Annotated in this window: 18 protein-coding genes; 5 read left to right on the plus strand and 13 right to left on the minus strand. The window is 58.8% G+C overall.

Annotation, left to right across the window (positions count from 1 at the left end; translation table 11 throughout):
• Positions 1-38: 38 nt before the first annotated feature.
• Positions 39-773, minus strand: a complete 735-nt coding sequence (locus tag ACXAGD_RS12460) for a methyltransferase domain-containing protein (protein ID WP_475211040.1) — start codon at positions 771-773, stop codon at positions 39-41.
• Between the two features lie 61 nt (positions 774-834).
• Here ACXAGD_RS12460 and gloB point away from each other — a divergent pair, with 61 nt between their 5' ends.
• Together gloB and clpA are read left to right on the plus strand one after the other, a co-directional pair.
• The gene (gene gloB, locus ACXAGD_RS12465) at positions 835-1602 is read left to right on the plus strand and encodes a hydroxyacylglutathione hydrolase (RefSeq protein WP_475211042.1); all 768 of its coding nucleotides are present in this window, start codon (positions 835-837) and stop codon (positions 1600-1602) included.
• Positions 1603-1768: 166 nt separating this feature from the next.
• Positions 1769-4093, plus strand: a complete 2325-nt coding sequence (clpA, locus tag ACXAGD_RS12470; RefSeq protein WP_475211045.1) for an ATP-dependent Clp protease ATP-binding subunit ClpA — start codon at positions 1769-1771, stop codon at positions 4091-4093.
• A gap of 127 nt (positions 4094-4220) precedes the next feature.
• Here clpA and ACXAGD_RS12475 read toward each other — a convergent pair whose 3' ends face one another.
• The 4 genes from ACXAGD_RS12475 to ACXAGD_RS12490 all read right to left on the minus strand — a co-directional run bounded on the left by ACXAGD_RS12475 (position 4221) and on the right by ACXAGD_RS12490 (position 8413).
• Complete coding sequence (locus ACXAGD_RS12475) at positions 4221-4871, minus strand: phosphotransferase (protein WP_475211048.1); 651 nt, start codon at positions 4869-4871, stop codon at positions 4221-4223.
• 111 nt (positions 4872-4982) lie between these two features.
• Entirely contained in the window at positions 4983-6620 is a 1638-nt protein-coding gene (locus tag ACXAGD_RS12480) for a peptidoglycan -binding protein (RefSeq protein ID WP_475211050.1), read from the minus strand.
• 3 nt (positions 6621-6623) lie between these two features.
• The gene (locus ACXAGD_RS12485; protein WP_475211052.1) at positions 6624-7802 is read right to left on the minus strand and encodes a biopolymer transporter ExbB; all 1179 of its coding nucleotides are present in this window, start codon (positions 7800-7802) and stop codon (positions 6624-6626) included.
• A gap of 80 nt (positions 7803-7882) precedes the next feature.
• Positions 7883-8413: a gamma-glutamylcyclotransferase gene (locus tag ACXAGD_RS12490; RefSeq protein ID WP_475211055.1), complete on the minus strand. Its 531-nt coding sequence runs from the start codon at positions 8411-8413 to the stop codon at positions 7883-7885.
• A 67-nt stretch (positions 8414-8480) separates the two neighbouring features.
• Here ACXAGD_RS12490 and ACXAGD_RS12495 point away from each other — a divergent pair, with 67 nt between their 5' ends.
• Positions 8481-9482, plus strand: coding sequence for a DUF2125 domain-containing protein (locus ACXAGD_RS12495; protein WP_475211056.1), 1002 nt, complete (start codon positions 8481-8483; stop codon positions 9480-9482).
• On the opposite strand, the gene ACXAGD_RS12500 is transcribed toward ACXAGD_RS12495, so the two are convergent.
• The 4 genes from ACXAGD_RS12500 to ACXAGD_RS12515 all read right to left on the minus strand — a co-directional run bounded on the left by ACXAGD_RS12500 (position 9479) and on the right by ACXAGD_RS12515 (position 13786).
• Positions 9479-10282, minus strand: a complete 804-nt coding sequence (locus ACXAGD_RS12500; RefSeq protein WP_475211057.1) for an extensin-like domain-containing protein — start codon at positions 10280-10282, stop codon at positions 9479-9481. The genes ACXAGD_RS12495 and ACXAGD_RS12500 overlap by 4 nt on opposite strands.
• A gap of 20 nt (positions 10283-10302) precedes the next feature.
• A complete protein-coding gene (locus ACXAGD_RS12505) occupies positions 10303-11223 on the minus strand; it encodes a prephenate/arogenate dehydrogenase family protein (RefSeq protein ID WP_475211059.1) in 921 nt (306 codons plus the stop codon).
• Complete coding sequence (gene hisC / locus ACXAGD_RS12510; protein WP_475211060.1) at positions 11220-12305, minus strand: histidinol-phosphate transaminase; 1086 nt, start codon at positions 12303-12305, stop codon at positions 11220-11222. Before hisC ends, ACXAGD_RS12505 begins: the two co-directional genes overlap by 4 nt.
• Positions 12306-12370: 65 nt before the next feature.
• Positions 12371-13786 carry an aminotransferase class V-fold PLP-dependent enzyme gene (locus tag ACXAGD_RS12515; RefSeq protein WP_475211061.1) on the minus strand — a complete coding sequence of 472 codons (1416 nt, stop codon included), beginning with the start codon at positions 13784-13786 and terminating at the stop codon, positions 12371-12373.
• A gap of 102 nt (positions 13787-13888) precedes the next feature.
• Between ACXAGD_RS12515 and ACXAGD_RS12520 the strand changes: the two genes are divergently transcribed.
• Complete coding sequence (locus ACXAGD_RS12520) at positions 13889-14350, plus strand: Lrp/AsnC family transcriptional regulator (RefSeq protein ID WP_475211063.1); 462 nt, start codon at positions 13889-13891, stop codon at positions 14348-14350.
• 2 nt (positions 14351-14352) lie between these two features.
• Here the strand turns inward: ACXAGD_RS12520 and ACXAGD_RS12525 are convergent, their stop codons facing one another.
• Positions 14353-15177 carry an SDR family oxidoreductase gene (locus ACXAGD_RS12525; protein WP_475211065.1) on the minus strand — a complete coding sequence of 275 codons (825 nt, stop codon included), beginning with the start codon at positions 15175-15177 and terminating at the stop codon, positions 14353-14355.
• Between the two features lie 162 nt (positions 15178-15339).
• Here ACXAGD_RS12525 and ACXAGD_RS12530 point away from each other — a divergent pair, with 162 nt between their 5' ends.
• The gene (locus tag ACXAGD_RS12530; RefSeq protein ID WP_475211067.1) at positions 15340-16227 is read left to right on the plus strand and encodes an AraC family transcriptional regulator; all 888 of its coding nucleotides are present in this window, start codon (positions 15340-15342) and stop codon (positions 16225-16227) included.
• A 70-nt stretch (positions 16228-16297) separates the two neighbouring features.
• Here the strand turns inward: ACXAGD_RS12530 and rpsD are convergent, their stop codons facing one another.
• The 3 genes from rpsD to ACXAGD_RS12545 all read right to left on the minus strand — a co-directional run bounded on the left by rpsD (position 16298) and on the right by ACXAGD_RS12545 (position 20373).
• On the minus strand, positions 16298-16918 hold the full coding sequence (gene rpsD / locus ACXAGD_RS12535) for a 30S ribosomal protein S4 (protein WP_170325974.1): 621 nt from the start codon (positions 16916-16918) through the stop codon (positions 16298-16300).
• Between the two features lie 193 nt (positions 16919-17111).
• The gene (locus tag ACXAGD_RS12540) at positions 17112-17621 is read right to left on the minus strand and encodes a hypothetical protein (RefSeq protein WP_475211069.1); all 510 of its coding nucleotides are present in this window, start codon (positions 17619-17621) and stop codon (positions 17112-17114) included.
• Positions 17622-18090: 469 nt separating this feature from the next.
• Positions 18091-20373 carry an adenosylcobalamin-dependent ribonucleoside-diphosphate reductase gene (locus tag ACXAGD_RS12545; protein ID WP_475211070.1) on the minus strand — a complete coding sequence of 761 codons (2283 nt, stop codon included), beginning with the start codon at positions 20371-20373 and terminating at the stop codon, positions 18091-18093.
• Positions 20374-20398: the final 25 nt, after the last annotated feature.

The following is a 20398-nucleotide window of genomic DNA, read 5'->3' on the forward strand; positions in this document are numbered from 1 at the left end:
TTTCCCGCGTTTTTTCCATTCAAATGGCGGTACGGCGGTTACGCGGGCTTCAACAACCCGTCCAACGCTTTGATGGGGCGCCGCTCAGTATCTTTGGTGACGCTACCGCTGGGGGGCCGGATATGTTTCGTCACCTCAACCATCAATACGCCGCCCGCCATGACCGTCGGCAGACGCTGACCCGTTTTCTCGATCAGATTTCCCGATTTAAGCCAGAACCGGCGAAACGACGGTGGCATGTAAAGGGCAGAGCAGTGGCTCTCAGGAATGAAATGATGTGCCTTCAACTGGCTTTCCAACTGAGACGCTGAATATGGTCGCCCGAATCCGAACGGCGTGCGGTCCGTTCGCGACCACAACCCGGCGCGGTTCGGCACAACGAACAAGGCGCGACCGCCCGGCCCCAGGACCCGCCAGCATTCATTGAGCAATTCACTGGGGCGGCTCGAGGTCTCAAGCCCGTGCATCACCACCAGCTTGTCCACGTGGCCAGTCTCAACAGGCCACATGGTCTCTTCAGTCAGAACTGATACGTTGGACATACCCGCAGGCCACGGCATAACACCCTGTGGCCCCGGCATCAGGCCGATCACACGGCGCGCATCTTTCAGGTATGGGCGCAACAAGGGCACTGCAAAGCCGAACCCCACCACCGTCTGGCCCTTAGCTTCAGGCCAAATATCGGTCAGCCTACCCCGAATAGCCGCCTGCGCCGCCCGGCCCAATGTGCTGCGGTAGTAGAAGTTCCTCAGATCCTGCACATCAAGATGCATTGCGGACACCCGGTCAATCGGCTTAGCTGAGCACACTCTAGCAACGAAAGGGCAAAAGGCCATGCCTCTTGAGATCGTCACCATCCCTTGCCTCAGCGACAATTACGCTTTTCTGGCGCATGACGCCGCCAGTGGCCAGACCGCTCTTGTCGACGCCCCTGAATCCGGCCCGATTCTGGCTGAACTGGAGGCGCGCGGCTGGCGTCTGAGCCATGTGCTGCTGACCCACCATCACTGGGATCACGTCGACGGCTTGCCCGGCATTCTTGAACAGCAACCTGCCAAGGTCATCGGCGCCGCTGCCGACGCCCATCGCCTGCCCCCGCTGGACCAGCAGGTCTCGGACGGTGATACGTTCGAGATCGTAGGCGAACCGGTTCAGGTGCTGGACGTGTCCGGCCACACGGTTGGACATGTTGCCTACTACATGCCGAAAAGCTCAGTGGTCTTTACCGCCGACAGCCTGATGGCCCTTGGTTGCGGCCGCCTGTTCGAAGGAACAGCGCCACAAATGTGGGCCTCGCTGTCAAAACTGGCGGCCCTGCCCGACGACACAATCGTCTGTTCCGGTCACGAATATACACAATCCAACGCCAAATTCGCCATAACCGTCGATCCCGACAACGCTGCACTGCAGCAACGGATGGTCGAAATCAACCGCGCCCGCGCCGAAGGAAGACCGACTGTGCCGTCGACTCTTGCGGTGGAAAAGGCCACAAACCCATTTCTGCGCGCCACTGATCCGGCGATTCAGGCGCAATTGGGAATGGAAAATGCCGACCCGGCCGACGTTTTTGCCGAAGTGCGGGCTAGAAAAGACCGGTTTTGATGCTTATTTCACGCCCTTCACGGCAACGGTCACGTTAAATGTGACTGTCAAGTGAAAGAAAACCCTTGAAGCCGGGCCACGATCAACCAAACTCTAATAGTATGAGGACATGGTTGGAATGGGGCCATAGCCGCCCCCCTTCGACCCAAGACAGAGGAGCACCCGCGTGCCTTCATTCTCGAGCACATTAGAACAAGCCATTCACGCGGCCCTGGCGGCTGCGAATGAGCGGCGACATGAATTCGCAACGCTGGAGCATCTGCTGCTTGCGCTGCTGGAGGAACCTGATGCGATCCGCGTCATGAAGGCCTGCAGCGTCGATCTTGATGAGTTGCGCAGCACTCTGGTCGAATTCATTGACGAAGACTTGTCTAATCTGGTCACCGATATTGACGGCTCCGAAGCCGTACCTACTGCTGCGTTCCAACGCGTGATCCAACGCGCTGCGATCCACGTACAAAGCTCCGGCCGGACCGAAGTGACAGGTGCCAATGTTCTGGTTGCCATCTTTGCCGAACGCGAAAGCAACGCAGCCTACTTCCTGCAAGAACAGGACATGACCCGCTATGACGCGGTGAACTTCATCGCGCATGGCGTGGCGAAGGACCCGGCCTATGGCGAAAACCGCTCGGTTTCGGGCGCGGATCAGGTCGAGGAAGAAGTTCAGTCTACCGCTGGCGAAGGCGACCAGAAAGAAAGCGCACTTGGGAAATACTGCATCGATCTGAACGCGAAGTCCCGTGCAGGCGACGTTGACCCGCTGATCGGCCGTGCGGATGAGGTCGAGCGCTGCATTCAGGTTCTCTGCCGCCGCCGTAAGAACAACCCGCTGTTGGTGGGCGACCCGGGCGTAGGCAAAACCGCCATCGCCGAAGGTCTGGCGCATAAGATCGTGGCTGGTGAAGCGCCCGATGTTTTGGCCAATACCACCATCTATTCGCTGGACATGGGTGCGCTTCTGGCAGGCACCCGCTATCGCGGTGATTTCGAAGAACGGCTCAAGGCGGTCGTGACCGAACTGGAAGATCACCCCGACGCGGTGCTGTTCATTGACGAGATTCACACCGTGATCGGTGCTGGTGCCACTTCGGGTGGGGCGATGGACGCGTCGAACCTGCTGAAACCTGCTCTACAGGGCGGCAAGCTGCGCACAATGGGTTCAACCACTTATAAAGAGTTCCGTCAGCATTTCGAAAAGGACCGCGCTCTCAGCCGCCGTTTCCAGAAGATCGACGTGAATGAGCCTTCGGTCGAGGACAGCGTGAAGATCCTGCGCGGCCTCAAGCCCTATTTCGAAGAACATCACGAGATCAAATACACCGCGGATGCGATCAAGACTGCCGTGGAGCTCTCGGCGCGCTATATCAACGACCGCAAACTGCCCGATAAGGCCATCGACGTGATCGATGAGGCCGGTGCCGCGCAGCATCTGGTTGCGGAAAGCAAACGTCGCAAGACCATCGGTGTGAAAGAGATTGAGGCCGTTGTCGCCAAGATCGCGCGCATTCCGCCGAAGAACGTCACCAAGGACGATGCTGAGGTCCTGAAAGACCTCGAGGCCTCGCTGAAACGGGTGGTATTTGGTCAGGATGACGCCATCGTGGCGCTTTCCAGCGCTATCAAACTGGCCCGTGCCGGTCTGCGTGAGCCCGAAAAACCCATCGGTAACTACCTGTTCGCTGGCCCGACCGGTGTCGGTAAAACCGAGGTCGCCAAACAGCTGGCAGATACGCTGGGCGTGGAACTGCTGCGGTTCGATATGTCGGAATACATGGAGAAACACGCGGTCAGCCGTCTGATCGGTGCGCCTCCGGGATATGTCGGGTTTGATCAGGGCGGTCTGCTGACCGACGGTGTCGACCAGCATCCACATTGTGTGCTGCTACTGGATGAGATCGAGAAAGCGCACCCAGACGTGTTCAACATCCTGTTGCAGGTGATGGACCATGGCGAGCTGACCGATCACAACGGCCGCACGGTGAATTTCCGCAACGTGGTGCTGATCATGACTTCGAACGCGGGTGCGCAGGAACAGGCCAAGGCCGCCATCGGCTTTGCCCGTGACCGGCGCGAAGGCGAAGACACCGCCGCGATCGAACGCACCTTTACGCCGGAATTCCGCAACCGTTTGGATGCCGTGATCTCCTTCGCCCCGCTACCGAAAGAGGTCATCCTGCAGGTGGTCGAGAAGTTCGTGCTGCAGCTTGAAGCACAACTGCTGGACCGCAACGTGACCATCGATCTGACGCCCAAGGCCGCCGAATGGCTGGCCGACAAGGGCTATGACGACAAGATGGGCGCGCGTCCACTGGGCCGCGTGATCCAGGAGCACATCAAGAAACCTCTGGCCGAGGAGCTGCTGTTCGGCAAGCTGGCCAAGGGTGGTGTGGTGCAGGTTTCGGTTAAGAAGGGCGAGCTGAACCTGGAGATCTTCGGCCCCGATCAGCCGCGTATTCCGGGAGACAAGCCGCCATTGCTGACGGCGGATTGATAGGCCAAAACTCAAACAGAAAACCCGCCCTTCGTGGCGGGTTTTTTTTGATTTGGGCATGCGTACCAGAAATTTGGCAGGTTAGTCCGCCCACAAATGTAGGCACGCAACCTCTAACCCAGCAGCACTACCAGATTCGCGGTTGGCTGTTTCTTACCGGACATGGTCTCGGCAGAACTTGTGGCTGCCTCTCATTTGTTGAGCGATAGGCGGATAGGATGCAATAGGCATAGCGAGGGCCATTCGCGCCCTGCGACAAGGCCGACAGGATCGCGATACTTACATCGCGCGCTTTGCGCAGCCGCCCGGCTTTGGCCGGCACAAAATACTCAAAGTCAATGAACCGAATCTGACGCCCATCCCAACACATGTCCCGCATCGCCGGACGTCCATGCGCCAGATCCACCGCGTGCAAGCGCGCTAATGCCTGCCCCGCCGCGCGGCATGCTTTAAGCTTTTCTGCCACCGTGACAGTGCCGTTCTGACACAGCTTGGTTAGGCTCACCCCCGCGTCCTCAAAGGCTATAAACCCCAAGCCTTCGGTCACGATCCGGGGGACGGGCATCCCGTAGTTCCAGAGAAAACGATGAGCGCGCCGATCACGATCAAACGCCTGTTCAGGTTTTCCCTTCACCAACCAAAGATGTGGTGCGAAACGCTCAACTCGTTTCAGCCAAAACCTGTGCCCTTGCCGGGGTTGGCACAGAGTCACACGCCGGTAAGGCAAACGTAGTTGTTTTTGCACCGAAATGTGGATCTCTGTTTCAATGTCTTTCACGCATAACTCCCATAAACCTATGGTGCAGATATAGGAGTTCTGCGCTCTTTTTCACCATATGCGAGCGGACAATCCGCTCGGATCAAAAAGATTTTTTCACAGCTTGATTGGTTATCGCTCGGTCAGCTTCAGCTCGATCCGTCGGTTCTGTGCGCGGGCTTCGGGGGTATCCGCGGGATTGACGGGTTGGAATTCACCAAACCCGTTGGCGGCCAGCCGGTTCGGCGGTATTCCCAGCGCTTCGACCATATAGCGCACCACAGACAAGGCCCTGCCCTGGCTCAGTTCCCAGTTGTCGCGGTAGCGCCCGGTCCCGGCCAGAGGCACGTTGTCCGTGTGACCATCCACCCGGATCACCCAGTTCAGACCTTCGGGAATTTCCGCCGCCACACTGCGCAGGATGGCGGCCACCTTGGCGACCTCTTGCTGACCAATCGGGGACAGAACAGCTGATCCGGTGTCGAACAGCACCTCAGAGGAAAACACGAAGCGGTCCCCTTCGATCCGAACGCCCTCTTCATCGCCCAGCACCTCCCGCAGTCGGCCGAAGAACTCGGAACGATAGCGCTGCAGATCCTCGGCCTGCGCGGCCAGGTCCTTCGCTTCGGCCTCAAGGCGGATGCGCTCGGCCTCTTCCAGCAGGCGACGGCGGCGCTCTTCCGAGGCCGCACGCGCCAGCGCTGCGTTCAGGTCCTGCCCCAGAGTCTGGATGCGGATGTCGGCGGCTGCATTGCGTTCTTCGTAGTCGTCGAGCAAGGCCTGCAACCCGCCCAACTGCTCGCGCAGCGCCGCCATCTGCTGATTTAGCAGCGCGGTTTCACGTTGCGCCTGTTCCGAGATCGCCTGCTCGCTCGACAGTGTGTCGCGCGCAACCGCCAACAGCGCTGCGCGTTCTTCGGCCAACGTCCGCTGTTCTTGCGCTTCATCCTCTGCCTCGGTCTGAGCAGCAAGGGCGGCTTCAAGGCGGGCCCGCAGATCTTCGTTGTTCAGTTCGCCAAATTGCCGTTCCAGTTCCGCCTTTGCGGCCTGTGCCGCGGCCAGCAAGGTCAGCGTTTCCTCGGCTTCTTTGCGCTGTGCCTCTAGCGCAAGGGTCATGGCCGTCAGTTCGGCATCTGCATTCTGCAGGCGGTTACGCAGGTTTTCGGCGGCGGCAGCCTCGGCGAGTTTGGCGGCCTCTTCTGCCGTCAGTTGCTCCTCAAGCTCAGAAATCCGTGTCGTCTGTGCCGCGTCGCTTTGCTCCAGATCTGCCACCAAAGCCTCAAGCGCCTCGCGTTGAGCGGCGGCCAAACGTGCGGCTTCGGTCTGTTCGTCGATCTCGGCCCGGCTTTGCGCCAAAGCCAGGTTCAATGCGTCCTGTTCGCTCTGCAGCTCGGCAATTTCATCCTGTGATCGAGCCTGATCCACCAGCAAAGCCGCGACCTGCGCCTCGAAGTCGGTCAGTTGAATCTGCGCTTGCACCAGCTCGGTCTCAACCTGTGTCAGGGTCGAATCCAGCACCCCCAACCGAGCCTGCAACCGGCTGTTTTCCCGCTCTTCCAGACCAAGCGCCCCGGCTAGAGCCGCAACCTCGTCCGACAACGCTGTCAGTTCATCCTCTTGCCCGGAAATGGTTTCGCGCAGCACAAATTGCACCACCATGAAGATGGTCAGCACGAAGGTCAGCACCATCAACAGCCCGGTGATGGCATCCACGAATCCGGGCCATACTGAGCCCTGGAAACGCTGACCTGTGCGGCGGGACAGGGCCATAAGCTACTCTCCTTCCGGAGCAGTACGCACGGCGCCTCGGGGCAATGTCAGGGCTTTGACCAGCAGTTCGATATCCTTGCGCAGCTCGCTCATACTTTCTTGCCGCCCGGCCGAGATTTCTTCGAGAATACGCAACAATTGCACGTCCATCGAGCGCAAACGCATCCGGCTTTCGGCATCGATTCCGTCGCCAGTACCCTGTTCGCGCATGTGATCCAAAAGCGCGTCTTGCCCAAGGGCCACCCGTTCCAGCGCGGCGGTCACGCCATCGGTGTCAGATTGGCGCTGATTCATCTCGCCGATGGAATCCGCCAACTGGCCCAGTCTGGAAGATACGGCGGCGCGATCGGCCTCTTGCGCAGAAAACAGATCCTGCAGAGCGTTCATCTGCTCGGACATGGCGTCCAAAACAGGAGTCAACACGGCCAGCTCGGCTCCGCCCTCATCGCTGCCCGCAAAGCCAACACGTGTGATCGAAGACAACCATTCCTCAAGCTCACGGTAGAAGCGGTTCTGCCCGTGGCCCGCAAACAGCTCGAGCAGACCAACAATCAGCGACCCAGCCAGACCCAGAAGCGAGGAGCCGAAGGCCACGCCCATGCCCTGCAGCTGCGATTCCAACCCCACCATAAGGCGGTTGAACACGGCCAGCCCTTCTTCGCCCTGTTGCGGATTGAGGCTGCGGATGGTGTCAACGATGGCCGGAACTGTGGTGGCCAGACCGAAGAATGTACCCAGAAGGCCAAGGTAAATCAGGACGTTGGTGATATAGCGGGTGATCTCACGCTCTTCCTCGATCCGCTCGGCCACCGAGTCCAGGATGGACCGGGTTGAGGTTGAACTGATCTGCGACCGTGCGCCCCGCACACGTAAAAGGGAGGCCAGCGGCGCCAACAATTGCGGTGTGCGCGCGTCCTCGTGCACAACCCCGCCAACAAAGGCTTCAATCCAGCGGACCGATCCGATCAGCTGCGTCACCTGATAGAAACAGGCGAACACGCCGATAACGAAGACGAGTATGATGAAACCGTTAAGGTACGGGTTGGCGTAAAAGACCGGCAGCACGTAGGGCAATGCCATAAAAACCCCAAACCCCGCCAAAGCGATAGCGACCAGCATCGTAACGATCTGACGAATGGGTTGCGAGAAATGCGGTCTCGCGCCCTGATGTGCCTGCGCCATGCGCGTGGTTCCCGGTATTTTGCCTGCTCTTAATCGAATCTAGCGAAAATACGCTGGTGACGCCAAGGGTTTATAAGGGTTTATGCAGTGATGGTGCGGACCCGTTGCGCCAACCACTCAAGATCGGGATCGCGCAGGTCAATCTCGGCCAGATGTTCGGCGGTATTGTATAGGTATTCGGTGTTCGGCCCGCGCCCGCCTACGGCATGCGCGATGATCTGCGCTTGCTCCTCCAGCAGCATACCCCCGCAATACTGCACATGGTCGGCGTCGATCACATATGTCACCGCTGTCACCACCTCGCCATTGTCCAGCTGAACATTCAGCATCTTCTCGACATAAGCGGATGAGATCAGCTCGCGTTCACGCAGTTCTTGCAGCGTACGGTCCTCGTGACCAGCTTCCACCGCCAAGGCCAATCCCTTGCAATTGGCATCAGCCTGTTCGTCCAGCGCCAGAACTAGGCCAGGATGATCCTCGGTCCCGCGGTGGTGGATCGAGCTCATGCAGAAGGACCGGGCATAGCCATGCAGCGTGGCGCGTTCGCTACGGGCCACCGGAAAGCCCGGATTCCACAGCAGCGATCCATATCCGAAAACCCACATCGTCATAGCACTGGTCCTTGGCCGTTTACGCCTATAAACATCAATTCCGAGGCGGGAAAAAGGGCCATCTGTCATGCGCGGTCTGGTGCGGTTTATCATTTTCATCTTTGTCGCGTGGAGCGCCTATTGGTTCATCGCCGGGTTCGGGCTGCGCAATGCCATCACGACATGGTTCGACAAACAGCAGGAACGGGGCTGGCAGGCCGAATTCGCCGATGTGGAAACCGCCGGATATCCGTTCCACCACATGACCCGCCTGAACAGCCCCGCGCTGGCCGATCCGGTCAATGGTACCGCCTGGAGCGCCGACTGGATCGAATTCCAAAGCCCCGCGATCTGGCCCGGTCGGCAGGTGTTGCGTTTTGCGGATACCCCGCAGCGCCTATCCTACTACGACCAGACGGCCACCATCGAGGCCAGCGAATTGCAGGCTGAGTTGCAATTGCAGCCCGGCGTCGCACTGGTGCTGGAAAAGATGGCACTGACCGCTGGGTCGTGGTTGATCACTGACGACGCCGAGGCACTGGCAGGCGGCGATACTCTTGCGCTTGTGATGGAACAGACGCCGACCCCCGAGGCCTATGTGATCGGCGCCCGGATTGACGGTTTCACCCCCGGCGACGACCTGCGTGAGCTGATGCGTTCAGCCACGACGCTGCCACAAGCGTTTGAGACCTTGGAGTTGGATATGACCGCCACGTTCGACAAAGCGTGGGATCGCTCGGCGCTCGAGGATAGCCGACCGCAGCCAGTGAAAATTGATCTGCGACTGGCAGAAATGAAGTGGGGCGCGCTAAGGTTGTTCGCTGCTGGAGAGCTGGATGTCGATCAACAAGGCATTCCAACTGGTGAGATTGCCGTCAAAGCCGAGAATTGGCGCGACATGATCGCCATGGCCAACGCGGCCGGTGCCCTGCCCGATCAGGCGGTCGATCCGGTGACACGCGCGCTGAACTTCATGGCCGGACTGGGTGGCAACCCCAACGCTTTGGACCTGCAACTGAATTTCCGCGATGGCTTTGTGGCGCTTGGCCCCCTGCCCTTAGGACCGGCTCCGCGTCTGATCCTGCGTTAACGGCAGTACGGGCCCCGACGGTGGCGCGCCGTATCCAGATGGAAATGGTCCTTGTGATAGCGATCCGCATTTGGCCCCAACACGGTGCCAAACGGCCCGCACGCCCCGCGCCAAACCTTGGTCAGCTGACGCTTTGACGGGTTCTTGCGCCAGCCCTTCAGGACCGTCACCACTTCGCCATCGGCCATCTTAAAGCCCGAGATATCAATCGCCCGACCCTTGCCGTGCTCGGATATTTTCGCGCCCTTACGGTTGTTGCGGGTACGGCAGGCATAATGCGCGGCGACCTGAAGTTCGACCACAGGTCCGCGCCGTTTGAACGTGGGCTTAACTGTCTTGTCGACCCATTTGTTCAGCGCAATCGCGGTCCCGCAATCCATCGTCGACGGACGGCTGAGCGCCACGCCCGAAACAGAAGTGACCTGAACAGCATCCGTGATGCCACACGCTTTGATCCTGCCCGGCACGTTGCCCACCGGTTTGCCCTGAATCTCAATGTCACCGCAGACAGAAGTTTTGCGCAGCTTGCGCTTTTTGAACAATATTTCCAGCTCCAGCGCTTTCGGTCGCACGAGCGGTCGGATTGGTGTGGTTTGCCCCAACACCGTCACGTCCGCCGGGGGTGCAACGGCTGCCAGAACAACTTTTGACTCTGGCCGCAGTTTGGGGCGGATATCAGCGGGAACCGTGCTGGCAAAGGCCAGAACCGGAACCTCCGAAGGTCGCGTTACGGGAACCAGTGACTGTTCCAGAGGCGCCGCGTTGGACCATGTGGCGCTGACCGCCACGCATCCAATCATCAGAAACCTCCAGCCGCGTCTCATGGGTTCGCTTTACCTCGTCCAAAGTCCGGCGCATCCGTATCCTGCCCCGCGTCGATGATCCCACGCCGGATCGCGCGCGTGCGGGTGAAATAATCGAACAGATGCTCGCCATCGCCGGTACGGATAGCACGTTGCAGGGCAAAAAGCTCCTCGGTAAAGCGACCGAGGATTTCCAGCGTCGCATCCTTGTTGGTCAGGAACACATCGCGCCACATGGTCGGATCCGAGGCCGCAATCCGCGTGAAATCGCGGAAACCGGCGGCGGAATACTTGATGACTTCGCTATCAGTCACCCGGCGAAGGTCGTCCGCCACACCCACCATCGTATAGGCGATCAGGTGTGGCGCGTGGGACGTCACCGCCAGAACCAGATCGTGGTGGTCCGCATCCATCTCATCGACACTCGCGCCCATGCCTTCCCACAGCGCCCGCAGGCGAGCGATGGCGTCCGGGTCCGAACCTTCGACCGGTACAAGCAAACACCAGCGATTGTCGTAAAGTTCGGCAAAACCGGCTTCTGGGCCGGAATGCTCAGTCCCCGCCAGTGGGTGCGCGGGCACAAAGTGTACGCCCTCGGGGATATGGGGAGACACGGCCTGAATCACGTGCCGCTTGACCGAGCCCACATCCGTCACCGTCGCGCCTGGCTTCAGGACCGGGGCAATATCTGCGGCGACGGCTTCCATCGCACCAACGGGAACGCACAGAACGACCAGATCCGCGCCCTCGACCGCTTCGCGTGCGGTGTCGCAAACGCGGTCACACAGGCCGATACGACGGGCGGTGTCTCGGGTTGCCTCAGACCGGGCATAGCCCGTGACCTCACCCGCAAGGCCAGCGCGTTTGATCGCCCAGAACATGGACGATGCGATCAAGCCCAACCCGATCAGCGCGACACGGTCGTAAACCTGGCTCATGCTGCATCCCCTTTGAACGCGGTGATGGCCGCAACGACACGGCGGCACGCCTCTTCATCGCCCACGGTAATCCGCAGCGCATTGGGCAGGTTGTATCCGGCAACACGGCGCACGATCAGACCTTGGGTCTTGAGGTAATCATCACAGGCCTCAGCCTCTGCCTGATCGGCGAAACGGACGAGGATGAAATTGGTGCAGGACGCATCAGATGGCACGCCGATCTTGGCCAGTTCCTCGGACAGCCACACCCGCAGGCGCGCGTTTTCGGACTGACAGAAGGTCAGGAACTCCACATCCTTCACCGCAGCTTCGGCTGCTGCCAAAGCCGTCAGGGACAGGTTGAACGGCTGACGCACCCGGTTCAGCACGTCAATGACCGACTGCGCCGCATAGCCCCAGCCGACCCGCATCCCGCCCAGTCCGTAGACCTTGGAAAACGTCCGTGTCATGATCACGTTCTCGAACCGGTCCACCAGCGATGCACCCCCGTCGAACCCGTCGACAAACTCGGCATAGGCCCCATCAATCACCATCAGGCAGGTCTGCGGCAGCGCCTCGGCCAACCGAACCAGTTCGGCCTCATGGATCATGGTCGAGGTTGGATTGCCTGGGTTGGTGACGAACACGATCCGGGTTTGACCGGTGACTGCAGCAAGGATGTTATCAACATCCACATGCCGATTCCGCTCGGGCACCATGACGGGCGTCGCACCAGCCATGCGGGCGATAATCGGGTACATGGAAAACCCGTGCTCGGTATAGATGACCTCATCCCCGGGCCCCGCATAGGCCTGAGCGATGAATTGCAACACCTCGTCACTGCCCACGCCGCAGATAAGCCGCTCAGGGTCCAGCCCGTGACGCGCGCCGATGGCGTCCCGCAGGGAGGCGTGGTCGGTGCTGGGGTAACGATGTAGGGTCTCGGCACTGTCGCGCACCGCCTCAATCGCTTTGGGGCTGGGGCCGAACGGATTTTCGTTCGAGCTGAGCTTGATCACATGCTCAACCCCGGCCACATGTGACTGGCCGCCCTGATAAAGCGCGATGTCCATAATGCCGGGTTGAGGGGTGATCTTGTTCATAAGAGGCTCCGATTATTGGAGCCCCTAATACCCGTCTCAACGCTTTGAGAAAAGCGGCAATTCCGTCACGCCGCTTTGAAGCGGGCGGTTGCCGGGTCGGCGCTGTAGCAGGGTACAAACTCTTCGGTCCGGTGGGACAGGTCGTTGACGCTGTCGATGATGAACTGAACCGTTTCTTCGCTCATCAGATACGAGAAATTCAAGCGTACCCAGCCGGGTTTTTTCATTTCTTCCCCGGCAGACAAAGCGGCGTGCAGTTCATCAGACGTTTCCCGGTCAATCCCCAGCAAACGATGCGCATAGGGTCCAGCGCATGCACATCCGCCGCGCGCCTGAATACCGTAGATATCGCTGAGCATCCGGGTAAACAGCTGCTGATGCACCGGCTGCCCGGAATTGTCCCGAACGAGGAAGGAATAGATCGGCAACCGATGCGGGTTATTCGTGCCCAGCAAGGTTAGGTTGGGATTGTCACCCCACCCTTCCAGCGCCATGCGGTTGTATTTCTCCTCACGGCGGGCAATTTCATCGGTGCCGACCACATCTTTGACGATGAAGGCCAGCGCCGCACGAATGTCGCCGATCACGTTGGGCGTTCCAGCCTCTTCGCGGGTGGCCAGATCCTCACTGTAGTCGTGACGCCATGGCGAGACAAAACTGACTGTACCGCCACCGGGCCAGCTGGGGCATGTGCGTTTCACAGCGTTCTGGTTGACAATCAGCACGCCGGAAGCCCCCGGCCCGCCGGGAAATTTATGCGGGGATACCACGATAGCGTCCTTACGCGCATCTTCCGGCCCCATGTCCATCGGCAAGTAGGGCCCGCCGCCCGCGTAGTCCCAAACCGACACCGCCCCGTGCGCCTTGAGCAGCCGGGTAATCGGGTCCGGTTCAGTGATGATCCCGGTGACATTCGATGCAGCCGAGAATGACCCGATGATCAGATCAGAAGCGACGTTTTCGACCAAAGCCTGCTCCAGCGCGGCCAGGTCAACGCCACCTTCCGCAGCTTCCGGAATCTCGATCACCTGCGCTTTGCTTTCACGCCAAGGCAGAATGTTCGAATGATGCTCATATGGCCCGATCAAAACGACCGGCCGGTCAGCCGCATCCACACCCAACAAACTGACCAGCCGGTTCAGACCCGCAGTGGCACCGGACCCGGTAAAGATCACCGCGTCTTCTCCCCTCGCACCAACAATGCGGGCAATCTCTGCGCGTGCTTCGCGGCGCAGACGGGTCATGTAAGACCCGCAATACGAGGCCTCGGTATGGCTGTTGGCATAGAAGGGCAGCACCTGTTCGGCGACAAAATCCTCAACCTGCCGCAACGCACGTCCCGAAGCGACATAGTCCGCGTAAACCAGCGGCACGTCCCCATGCAGACCCGGGATCAGAACATTTTCTCCGATCAGCCCCTCGCGCAAGCTGGAATTGTGAGTGGTGGACTGAATGTCTGCGCGAAATTTGGACAAGGTCATGGCAAAGGCTCCGTATTGCCCCTCCAATGTGATTGAAGTTTGCCGAGAAAACTTCACCTTTCTTTCGATGGATTCTGCATATTTTGTGTCATATGATTAAATATGTCTGAAAAAATAGATCAAATTGACAAACACATCCTGCGTGAGCTGCAAACCGACGCCACGCTGTCCCAGCGCGAATTGGCGGATCGTGTCGGGTTGTCGCAAAACGCCTGCTGGCGGCGGCTAAAGGCCCTGAACGAAAATGGCGTGATCGTCGGCTCAACCGCCCGGATCGCGCGCGAGAAACTTGGACTGAGTCTTGTGGTCTTTGTCATGCTGCGCACACGCCACCATTCAGCCGAATGGCTACAGGCGTTCCGCAGCCATGTGTTGACCATCCCCGAGGTGGTGGATTTCCACCGGATCGGTGGCGACTATGACTATCAGCTGAAAGTCGTGACCGAGGATATGGCGTCATATGACAAGGTCTATCAACGCCTGATCGAGAAGGTAGAACTGGACAGCGTTACCTCGTATTTCGCGATGGAAGCGATCGCCGAAGGACGACCGCTGCCGATTTAAACTCAGGCCAGCCCGAGCATGGTTTTCATACCGCCGATGAAGGTGGCGTCATCCAGAGCTTTGCGGTTATCGAGGTATTCAACCGCGTCCTCACCCGCGCGATACCGAAGCGTGTCTGTGCCGTCCGTCACTGCGTTCCAGATCACTTCGGCCACAACGCTAGGTGGCGAGGTGCGCGTGGCCATGTCGTCTGACCCCCATGTGCTGAACAGGGCTTGCACCACTGGCTGATACTCGGTCATGCTTTCGTCATTGACGAAATCAAAGGACCGACCACCGAAGTCCGTGGCGATCAGCCCGGGCTCAACAATTTTGACTTTGATACCGGCGGCAGCGAGTTCGTAGTGCAAAGACTCCGACAGGCCTTCGACCGCAAATTTCGTGCCGTGATACAGCGCCCCGAGCGGGAAGGTGATCTGCCCGCCAATGGACGAGATGTTCACGATGCAGCCCGACCCATTGGCCCGCATATGCGGCAGTACCGCTTTTGTCACGGCCAACAGACCGATCACGTTGGTATCGAACTGCCGGCGGATGCGGTCCATCGGGAACGCCTCCAGCGGGCCATAAGCTCCGTAACCTGCGTTGTTCAACAGAACGTCAATCTGCCCGAACCGCGCGATCCCCTCAGCCACGGCTGCCGAAATCGATGCCTCATCGGTTACATCCAGCCGCGTAACTAGTACATTCTCCAACTGCGTCAGTTCGGCTTCCTTCTCAGGGCTGCGCATGGTGGCGATGACGTTCCAGCCTTTTTGCTGAAACAGCTCCGCAGTGACTTTGCCGATGCCAGAAGACGCGCCGGTAACTAGGATAGTCTGTGCCATAATCGTTCTCCACTAGGATGGGCCTGCCAGACAAATAAGCCCCTGCCCCACCGACCGCCTGCCGGATTCTCCTCAACTTCTGCCTATTCCTCTGAACCTTCAGGTTTTCACTGGTCAGGCGTGGTTCGACAGAATACTCATGAACAGAGCGCGAGGCCGGACATGACACAAACTGATCTGATTGCCGAAATCTGCGAAACCGTGCGCGATCAGCCCGAGGATGCACAGTTCTACCCAACTGCGCTGGACGGTCTGGGGTTGCTGCACGACGTAAAAACCAAATCCATCGAAGCCCAAGTCTATGACCCTATTGTCTGCCTAGTTCTACAAGGTAGAAAAGAAACCCGCATTGGCGACCGGCTCGTCCATTTCGGAGCGGGAGACTCTCTGATCGTCAGCCACGCACTGCCGGTTTTGGCTTCGGTCACCGAGGCGAGCCGTCAGACACCCTATGTGGGTCTGGTTCTTTCGCTGGACCTATCCGTGTTGCGTGGCCTCTACGATGAGGTTGAGACTGCACCATCCGAGCCCGAAGGAGCCCTCAGTCTGGCCGTATCTCAAGCCTCGGATGAGATGGTCGATGCCATGGCCCGCCTGTTTCGCGCTAGCCAGACCGCGATAGACCGGCAGGTACTTGCGCCGATGATCAGCCGGGAAATCCACTATCGGCTGCTGCAAGCGGATCACGGAGGGATGCTGCGGCAAATGCTGTGGCGTGACAGTGCCGCCAGCAGGATCGCTCGGGCCATAGATGTCATCCGGGCGGATTTCCGAATCCCGTTACCCGTGTCCGACCTTGCGCAAACAGCGGGTATGAGCGTTTCGGCCTTTCACGCTCATTTCAAATCGGTGACCGCAAATTCACCGTTGCAGTACCAAAAGGATCTTAGGCTGCTCGAAGCGCGCAGGCTGCTGTCCCATCGCGGGCTCAGCGTGTCACAGACCGCTTTTGAAGTGGGGTATGAAAGCCCGACCCAGTTCAGCCGAGAATATTCGCGCAAATTCGGTGTCTCTCCGCGACAGGATATCGGATCGCCGAGCGCAGCCTGAACAGGACCATTGCGAAACGAAAAAGGCCGCGCAGGTTGCGCGGCCTCGAATCTCTCGGTGTCGGCGAAGATTAGTTCTTCGCGTAGAATTCGACGACCAGGTTCGGCTCCATCATGACCGGGTAAGGCACATCGCTCAGGCCCGGTGCGCGCACGAAGGTTGCGGTCATTTTCGAGTGGTCGGCATCGATGTAGTCAGGAACATCACGCTCGGCCAGTGCGACAGCTTCCAGAACAACAGCCAGTTGCTTGGACTTGTCACGGACTTCAATAACGTCGCCTTCTTTGACACGGTAGGACGGGATGTTGACCCGCTTGCCGTTCACTTTGACATGGCCGTGGTTCACGAACTGACGTGCAGCAAACACAGTCGGTACGAACTTGGCGCGGTAAACAACGGCGTCCAGGCGGCGCTCCAGCAGACCGATCAGGTTTTCACCGGTGTCACCTTTGACGCGCTCGGCTTCGGCGTAGATGCGGCGGAACTGCTTCTCGGTCAGGTCGCCATAGTAGCCTTTCAGCTTCTGCTTGGCGCGCAGCTGCAGACCGAAGTCCGACAGTTTGCCCTTGCGGCGCTGACCGTGCTGGCCGGGGCCATATTCACGACGGTTGATCGGGGATTTCGGACGACCCCAGATGTTTTCGCCCATCCGGCGATCGATTTTGTACTTGGCAGACGTGCGTTTGGTCACGGCTGATCTCCTTCGTTTAGGTCGAGGCCCTGCGGGCCACTATGAAGGGCGTTGTCCTCTTGAGGTCTCCCCCATGACAGGCTTCCCCTTGCGGGGGCCACCAACACCAATGAAGCCGCGCTTATATCCGCGAAACCGGCGGAGTCAACACACCCCACCTCGCGGCAACAGGATTTTCGCAAAAAAATGGGAACTAGTCGGCCCGACGCCCAGCCCTGACCGCAACCCGAAGATCGGCTTCATCCAAATCCCGCTCAGAGCGGGCCGGGAAGGCAACAACGGTGCTTTCGATCCCAGAGAAGGTGTCGCTTTGAATCCCGCCCTCTGCTATCTCGCTGATCCAGAATTCCTGATCACGATCAGGACAATCCCCTTCGAAGACCAGCATCGGCACCGCCTCTCCGACTACGGGAAACAAGGCCGCTGTGAATGATTGAGCGCCATTGGTCAAAACAAGCAGACCGCTTGCTTCTTCCGGCAAATTCTCGACTTGAGCACAATGATCAAGGGTTGCAGCAGCACCGCCTCGTGCCTGTCCAGTCCACTCAAGTGCTTGGGTGGCCGTTTCGACCAGATATCGCGCTTGCCCGCGCCAGGACCATGCTGCTCCGATTGTCAGAAAGGACAAAGGCGCCGCCTCAAGTCCATCGATTTCCGTCTGACTCCAAAATACTGCCGTTCGACCGTTTTCTCCGGCTCTCATTGTACCCGCCTGCACCTTAAACATTTCACAACTGACTGGGGCTCTCTTATCAACGTAAAATAAGGCGGAAAAGAGACGTTAACGCAACATTAATGATTTTTTAGCAATACGAATCGGCTGCTGAATGTGACGAGATTGCCGCACGCCAAGCCGTATTGCAGTGGGCAGCCACAACAGAACCAAACTGAAGACGTTCAACTGAAAACAAACGCTATAATATTGTTTCAAAATAAAAAATACTGAAAGATATCAAAATACCATCAAGAAATCCGGTGCGCCGACTGGCCACACGAAAGCAATAGGCAATCGAAAACAGAATGCGCCTGATCTGTAGACCGGGCACATTCAAGGCGTGCTAACACACGTAGTTGTGAGCATTTAGGAGCAGCCGGCCCATAAGGCGGCCGCCGAATTCACCTTAATGAAGTCGTATCACACCGTAGCGCATAAAAAGTTTGCACCCCTGGATTTAACCGCACTTAGAATGCCCGCAACTACGGCAGGTCATGCAACCTTCGATCATCACCATGTCGAATTGTCCGCAGGACGGGCACGCCTTTCCACGGGGGGTATCCAGGTTGACCACCTGCGCCTGCGGGTCAGACTTTAACCCCATCCCCTCACCCTCGAGGAAACCGATATTGATCAGGTGCTGTTCGATCACCCCGCCGATGGCAGCCAGGATCGACGGGATATACTTGCCCTGCACCCAGGCACCGCCGCGCGGATCGAACACGGCCTTCAGTTCTTCGACCACGAACGACACATCGCCACCCCGACGGAACACGGCCGAGATCATCCGAGTCAGAGCAAGCGTCCAGGCGTAGTGCTCCATGTTCTTCGAGTTGATGAATACTTCGAACGGACGACGACGACCGCCGATAACGATATCGTTGATCGTCAGGTAGATCGCGTGCTCGCTATCAGGCCATTTCAGCTTGTAGGTCGAACCTTCCAGCGATTGCGGCCGATCCAGCGGCTCGGACATATAGACGACTTCTCCCCCGTCAACCTCGTGCGGGGCTGTAGCGCTCTCGCCCGGTGCTGTGTCAGCGCTTTCGGAGACGGTCAGAACCGACCCAGTAACATCATTCGGGCGATAGGTGGTGCAACCTTTGCAACCCTGATCCCAAGCCTGCATATAGACGTCCTTGAAGGCGTCAAAGCTGATATCCTCGGGGCAGTTAATCGTCTTGGAAATCGAACTGTCGATCCATTTCTGCGCTGCCGCCTGCATCTTCACGTGATCCGACGGGGACAAAGTCTGCGCGTTGACGAAATAGTCCGGCAGTTCCTTGTCACCAAACTTGTCGCGCCACATCTGCACAGCATAGTCAACGACCTCTTCCTCAGTACGCGAGCCATCCTTCTGCAGAACCTTGCGCGTATAAGCATAAGCAAAGACCGGCTCGATCCCCGAGGATACATTACCTGCATAAAGGGATATGGTGCCCGTCGGTGCAATCGAGGTCAGAAGAGCGTTGCGAATGCCGTGCTCGCGGATTGCGTCACGCACATCGTCGTCCATCTGCTGCATGGTGCCGCTGGCGAGGTATTTCTCGGCATCGAACAGAGGGAACGCGCCTTTTTCCTTCGCCAAATCCACCGACGCCAGATACGCGGCGCGGGCGATCGCCTGCAGCCAGCGCTCGGTCTGACGTGCCGCCTCATCGGACCCATAACGCAGACCCAGCATCAACAGAGCGTCGGCCAACCCAGTCACACCCAGCCCGATGCGGCGCTTGGCTTGCGCCTCGGCCGCTTGTTCAGGCAGCGGGAATTTCGACGCGTCCACCACGTTGTCCATCATTCGAACGGCGGTGGCGACCAGTTCCTGCAGTGCCTCCTCGTCCAGATGGGCTGCGTCCTCGAACGGTTCAGCCACCAGACGCGCCAGGTTAATGGACCCCAGCAGACACGCGCCATAAGGCGGCAGCGGCTGTTCACCGCATGGGTTGGTCGCTGCAATAGTCTCGACATAGCTGAGGTTGTTTGCCTGATTGATCCGGTCAATGAAGATCACGCCCGGCTCGGCATAGTCATAAGTAGCCTGCATGATCTTGTTCCACAGGTCACGGGCTTGAACGGTGTGATAGACCTTGTCACCGAAGACCAGTTCCCACGGACCATCTGCCTTGACGGCCTCCATGAAAGGATCGGTCACCAGCACAGACATGTTGAACATGCGCAGGCGTGCCGGGTCGGACTTGGCAGTGATAAATTGTTCAATATCCGGGTGATCGCAGCGCATCGTCGCCATCATCGCCCCACGGCGCGAGCCCGCAGACATGATCGTGCGGCACATTGCGTCCCAGACATCCATGAAGCTCAACGGTCCGGACGCATCCGCCGCCACCCCATGTACATCTGCACCACGCGGACGAATGGTTGAGAAATCATAGCCGATCCCCCCACCCTGCTGCATGGTCAGCGCGGCCTCTTTCAGCATGTCGAAGATACCGCCCATGCTGTCAGGCACGGTGCCCATGACGAAGCAGTTGAACAGGGTCACCTGCCGCGCAGTGCCTGCGCCTGCGGTGATGCGACCGGCGGGCAGGTACTTGAAATCTTCCAGCGCTTCGAAGAACTTTTCTTCCCAATGGGCCGGGTCTTTCTCAACCCGCGCCAGATCGCGGGCGATGCGTCGCCAGCTATCCTCGACCGTTTGGTCGATCGGCGTGCCATCCGCCTGTTTGAAACGGTATTTCATATCCCAGATCTGCTCGGCGATGGGGGCGGCAAAGCGGCTCATTGGTGATTCCCTGTGCTGAAAGAGG

This window comes from Ruegeria sp. ABF4_144 (assembly GCF_056160045.1).

Excerpts from the sequence above, each read along its gene's own strand:
- ACXAGD_RS12485 (WP_475211052.1), bottom strand. The coding sequence starts at position 7,802 with ATGGCGCAGGCACATCAGGGCGCGAGACCGCATTTCTCGCAACCCATT.
- ACXAGD_RS12500 (WP_475211057.1), bottom strand. The coding sequence starts at position 10,282 with ATGATTGGATGCGTGGCGGTCAGCGCCACATGGTCCAACGCGGCGCCT.
- ACXAGD_RS12495 (WP_475211056.1), top strand. The coding sequence starts at position 8,481 with ATGCGCGGTCTGGTGCGGTTTATCATTTTCATCTTTGTCGCGTGGAGC.
- ACXAGD_RS12515 (WP_475211061.1), bottom strand. The coding sequence starts at position 13,786 with ATGACCTTGTCCAAATTTCGCGCAGACATTCAGTCCACCACTCACAAT.
- ACXAGD_RS12530 (WP_475211067.1), top strand. The coding sequence starts at position 15,340 with ATGACACAAACTGATCTGATTGCCGAAATCTGCGAAACCGTGCGCGAT.
- ACXAGD_RS12505 (WP_475211059.1), bottom strand. The coding sequence starts at position 11,223 with ATGAGCCAGGTTTACGACCGTGTCGCGCTGATCGGGTTGGGCTTGATC.
- ACXAGD_RS12545 (WP_475211070.1), bottom strand. The coding sequence starts at position 20,373 with ATGAGCCGCTTTGCCGCCCCCATCGCCGAGCAGATCTGGGATATGAAA.
- ACXAGD_RS12460 (WP_475211040.1), bottom strand. The coding sequence starts at position 773 with ATGCATCTTGATGTGCAGGATCTGAGGAACTTCTACTACCGCAGCACA.
- ACXAGD_RS12480 (WP_475211050.1), bottom strand. The coding sequence starts at position 6,620 with ATGGCCCTGTCCCGCCGCACAGGTCAGCGTTTCCAGGGCTCAGTATGG.
- ACXAGD_RS12525 (WP_475211065.1), bottom strand. The coding sequence starts at position 15,177 with ATGGCACAGACTATCCTAGTTACCGGCGCGTCTTCTGGCATCGGCAAA.
- ACXAGD_RS12520 (WP_475211063.1), top strand. The coding sequence starts at position 13,889 with ATGTCTGAAAAAATAGATCAAATTGACAAACACATCCTGCGTGAGCTG.
- gloB (WP_475211042.1), top strand. The coding sequence starts at position 835 with ATGCCTCTTGAGATCGTCACCATCCCTTGCCTCAGCGACAATTACGCT.
- hisC (WP_475211060.1), bottom strand. The coding sequence starts at position 12,305 with ATGAACAAGATCACCCCTCAACCCGGCATTATGGACATCGCGCTTTAT.
- ACXAGD_RS12540 (WP_475211069.1), bottom strand. The coding sequence starts at position 17,621 with ATGAGAGCCGGAGAAAACGGTCGAACGGCAGTATTTTGGAGTCAGACG.
- ACXAGD_RS12490 (WP_475211055.1), bottom strand. The coding sequence starts at position 8,413 with ATGACGATGTGGGTTTTCGGATATGGATCGCTGCTGTGGAATCCGGGC.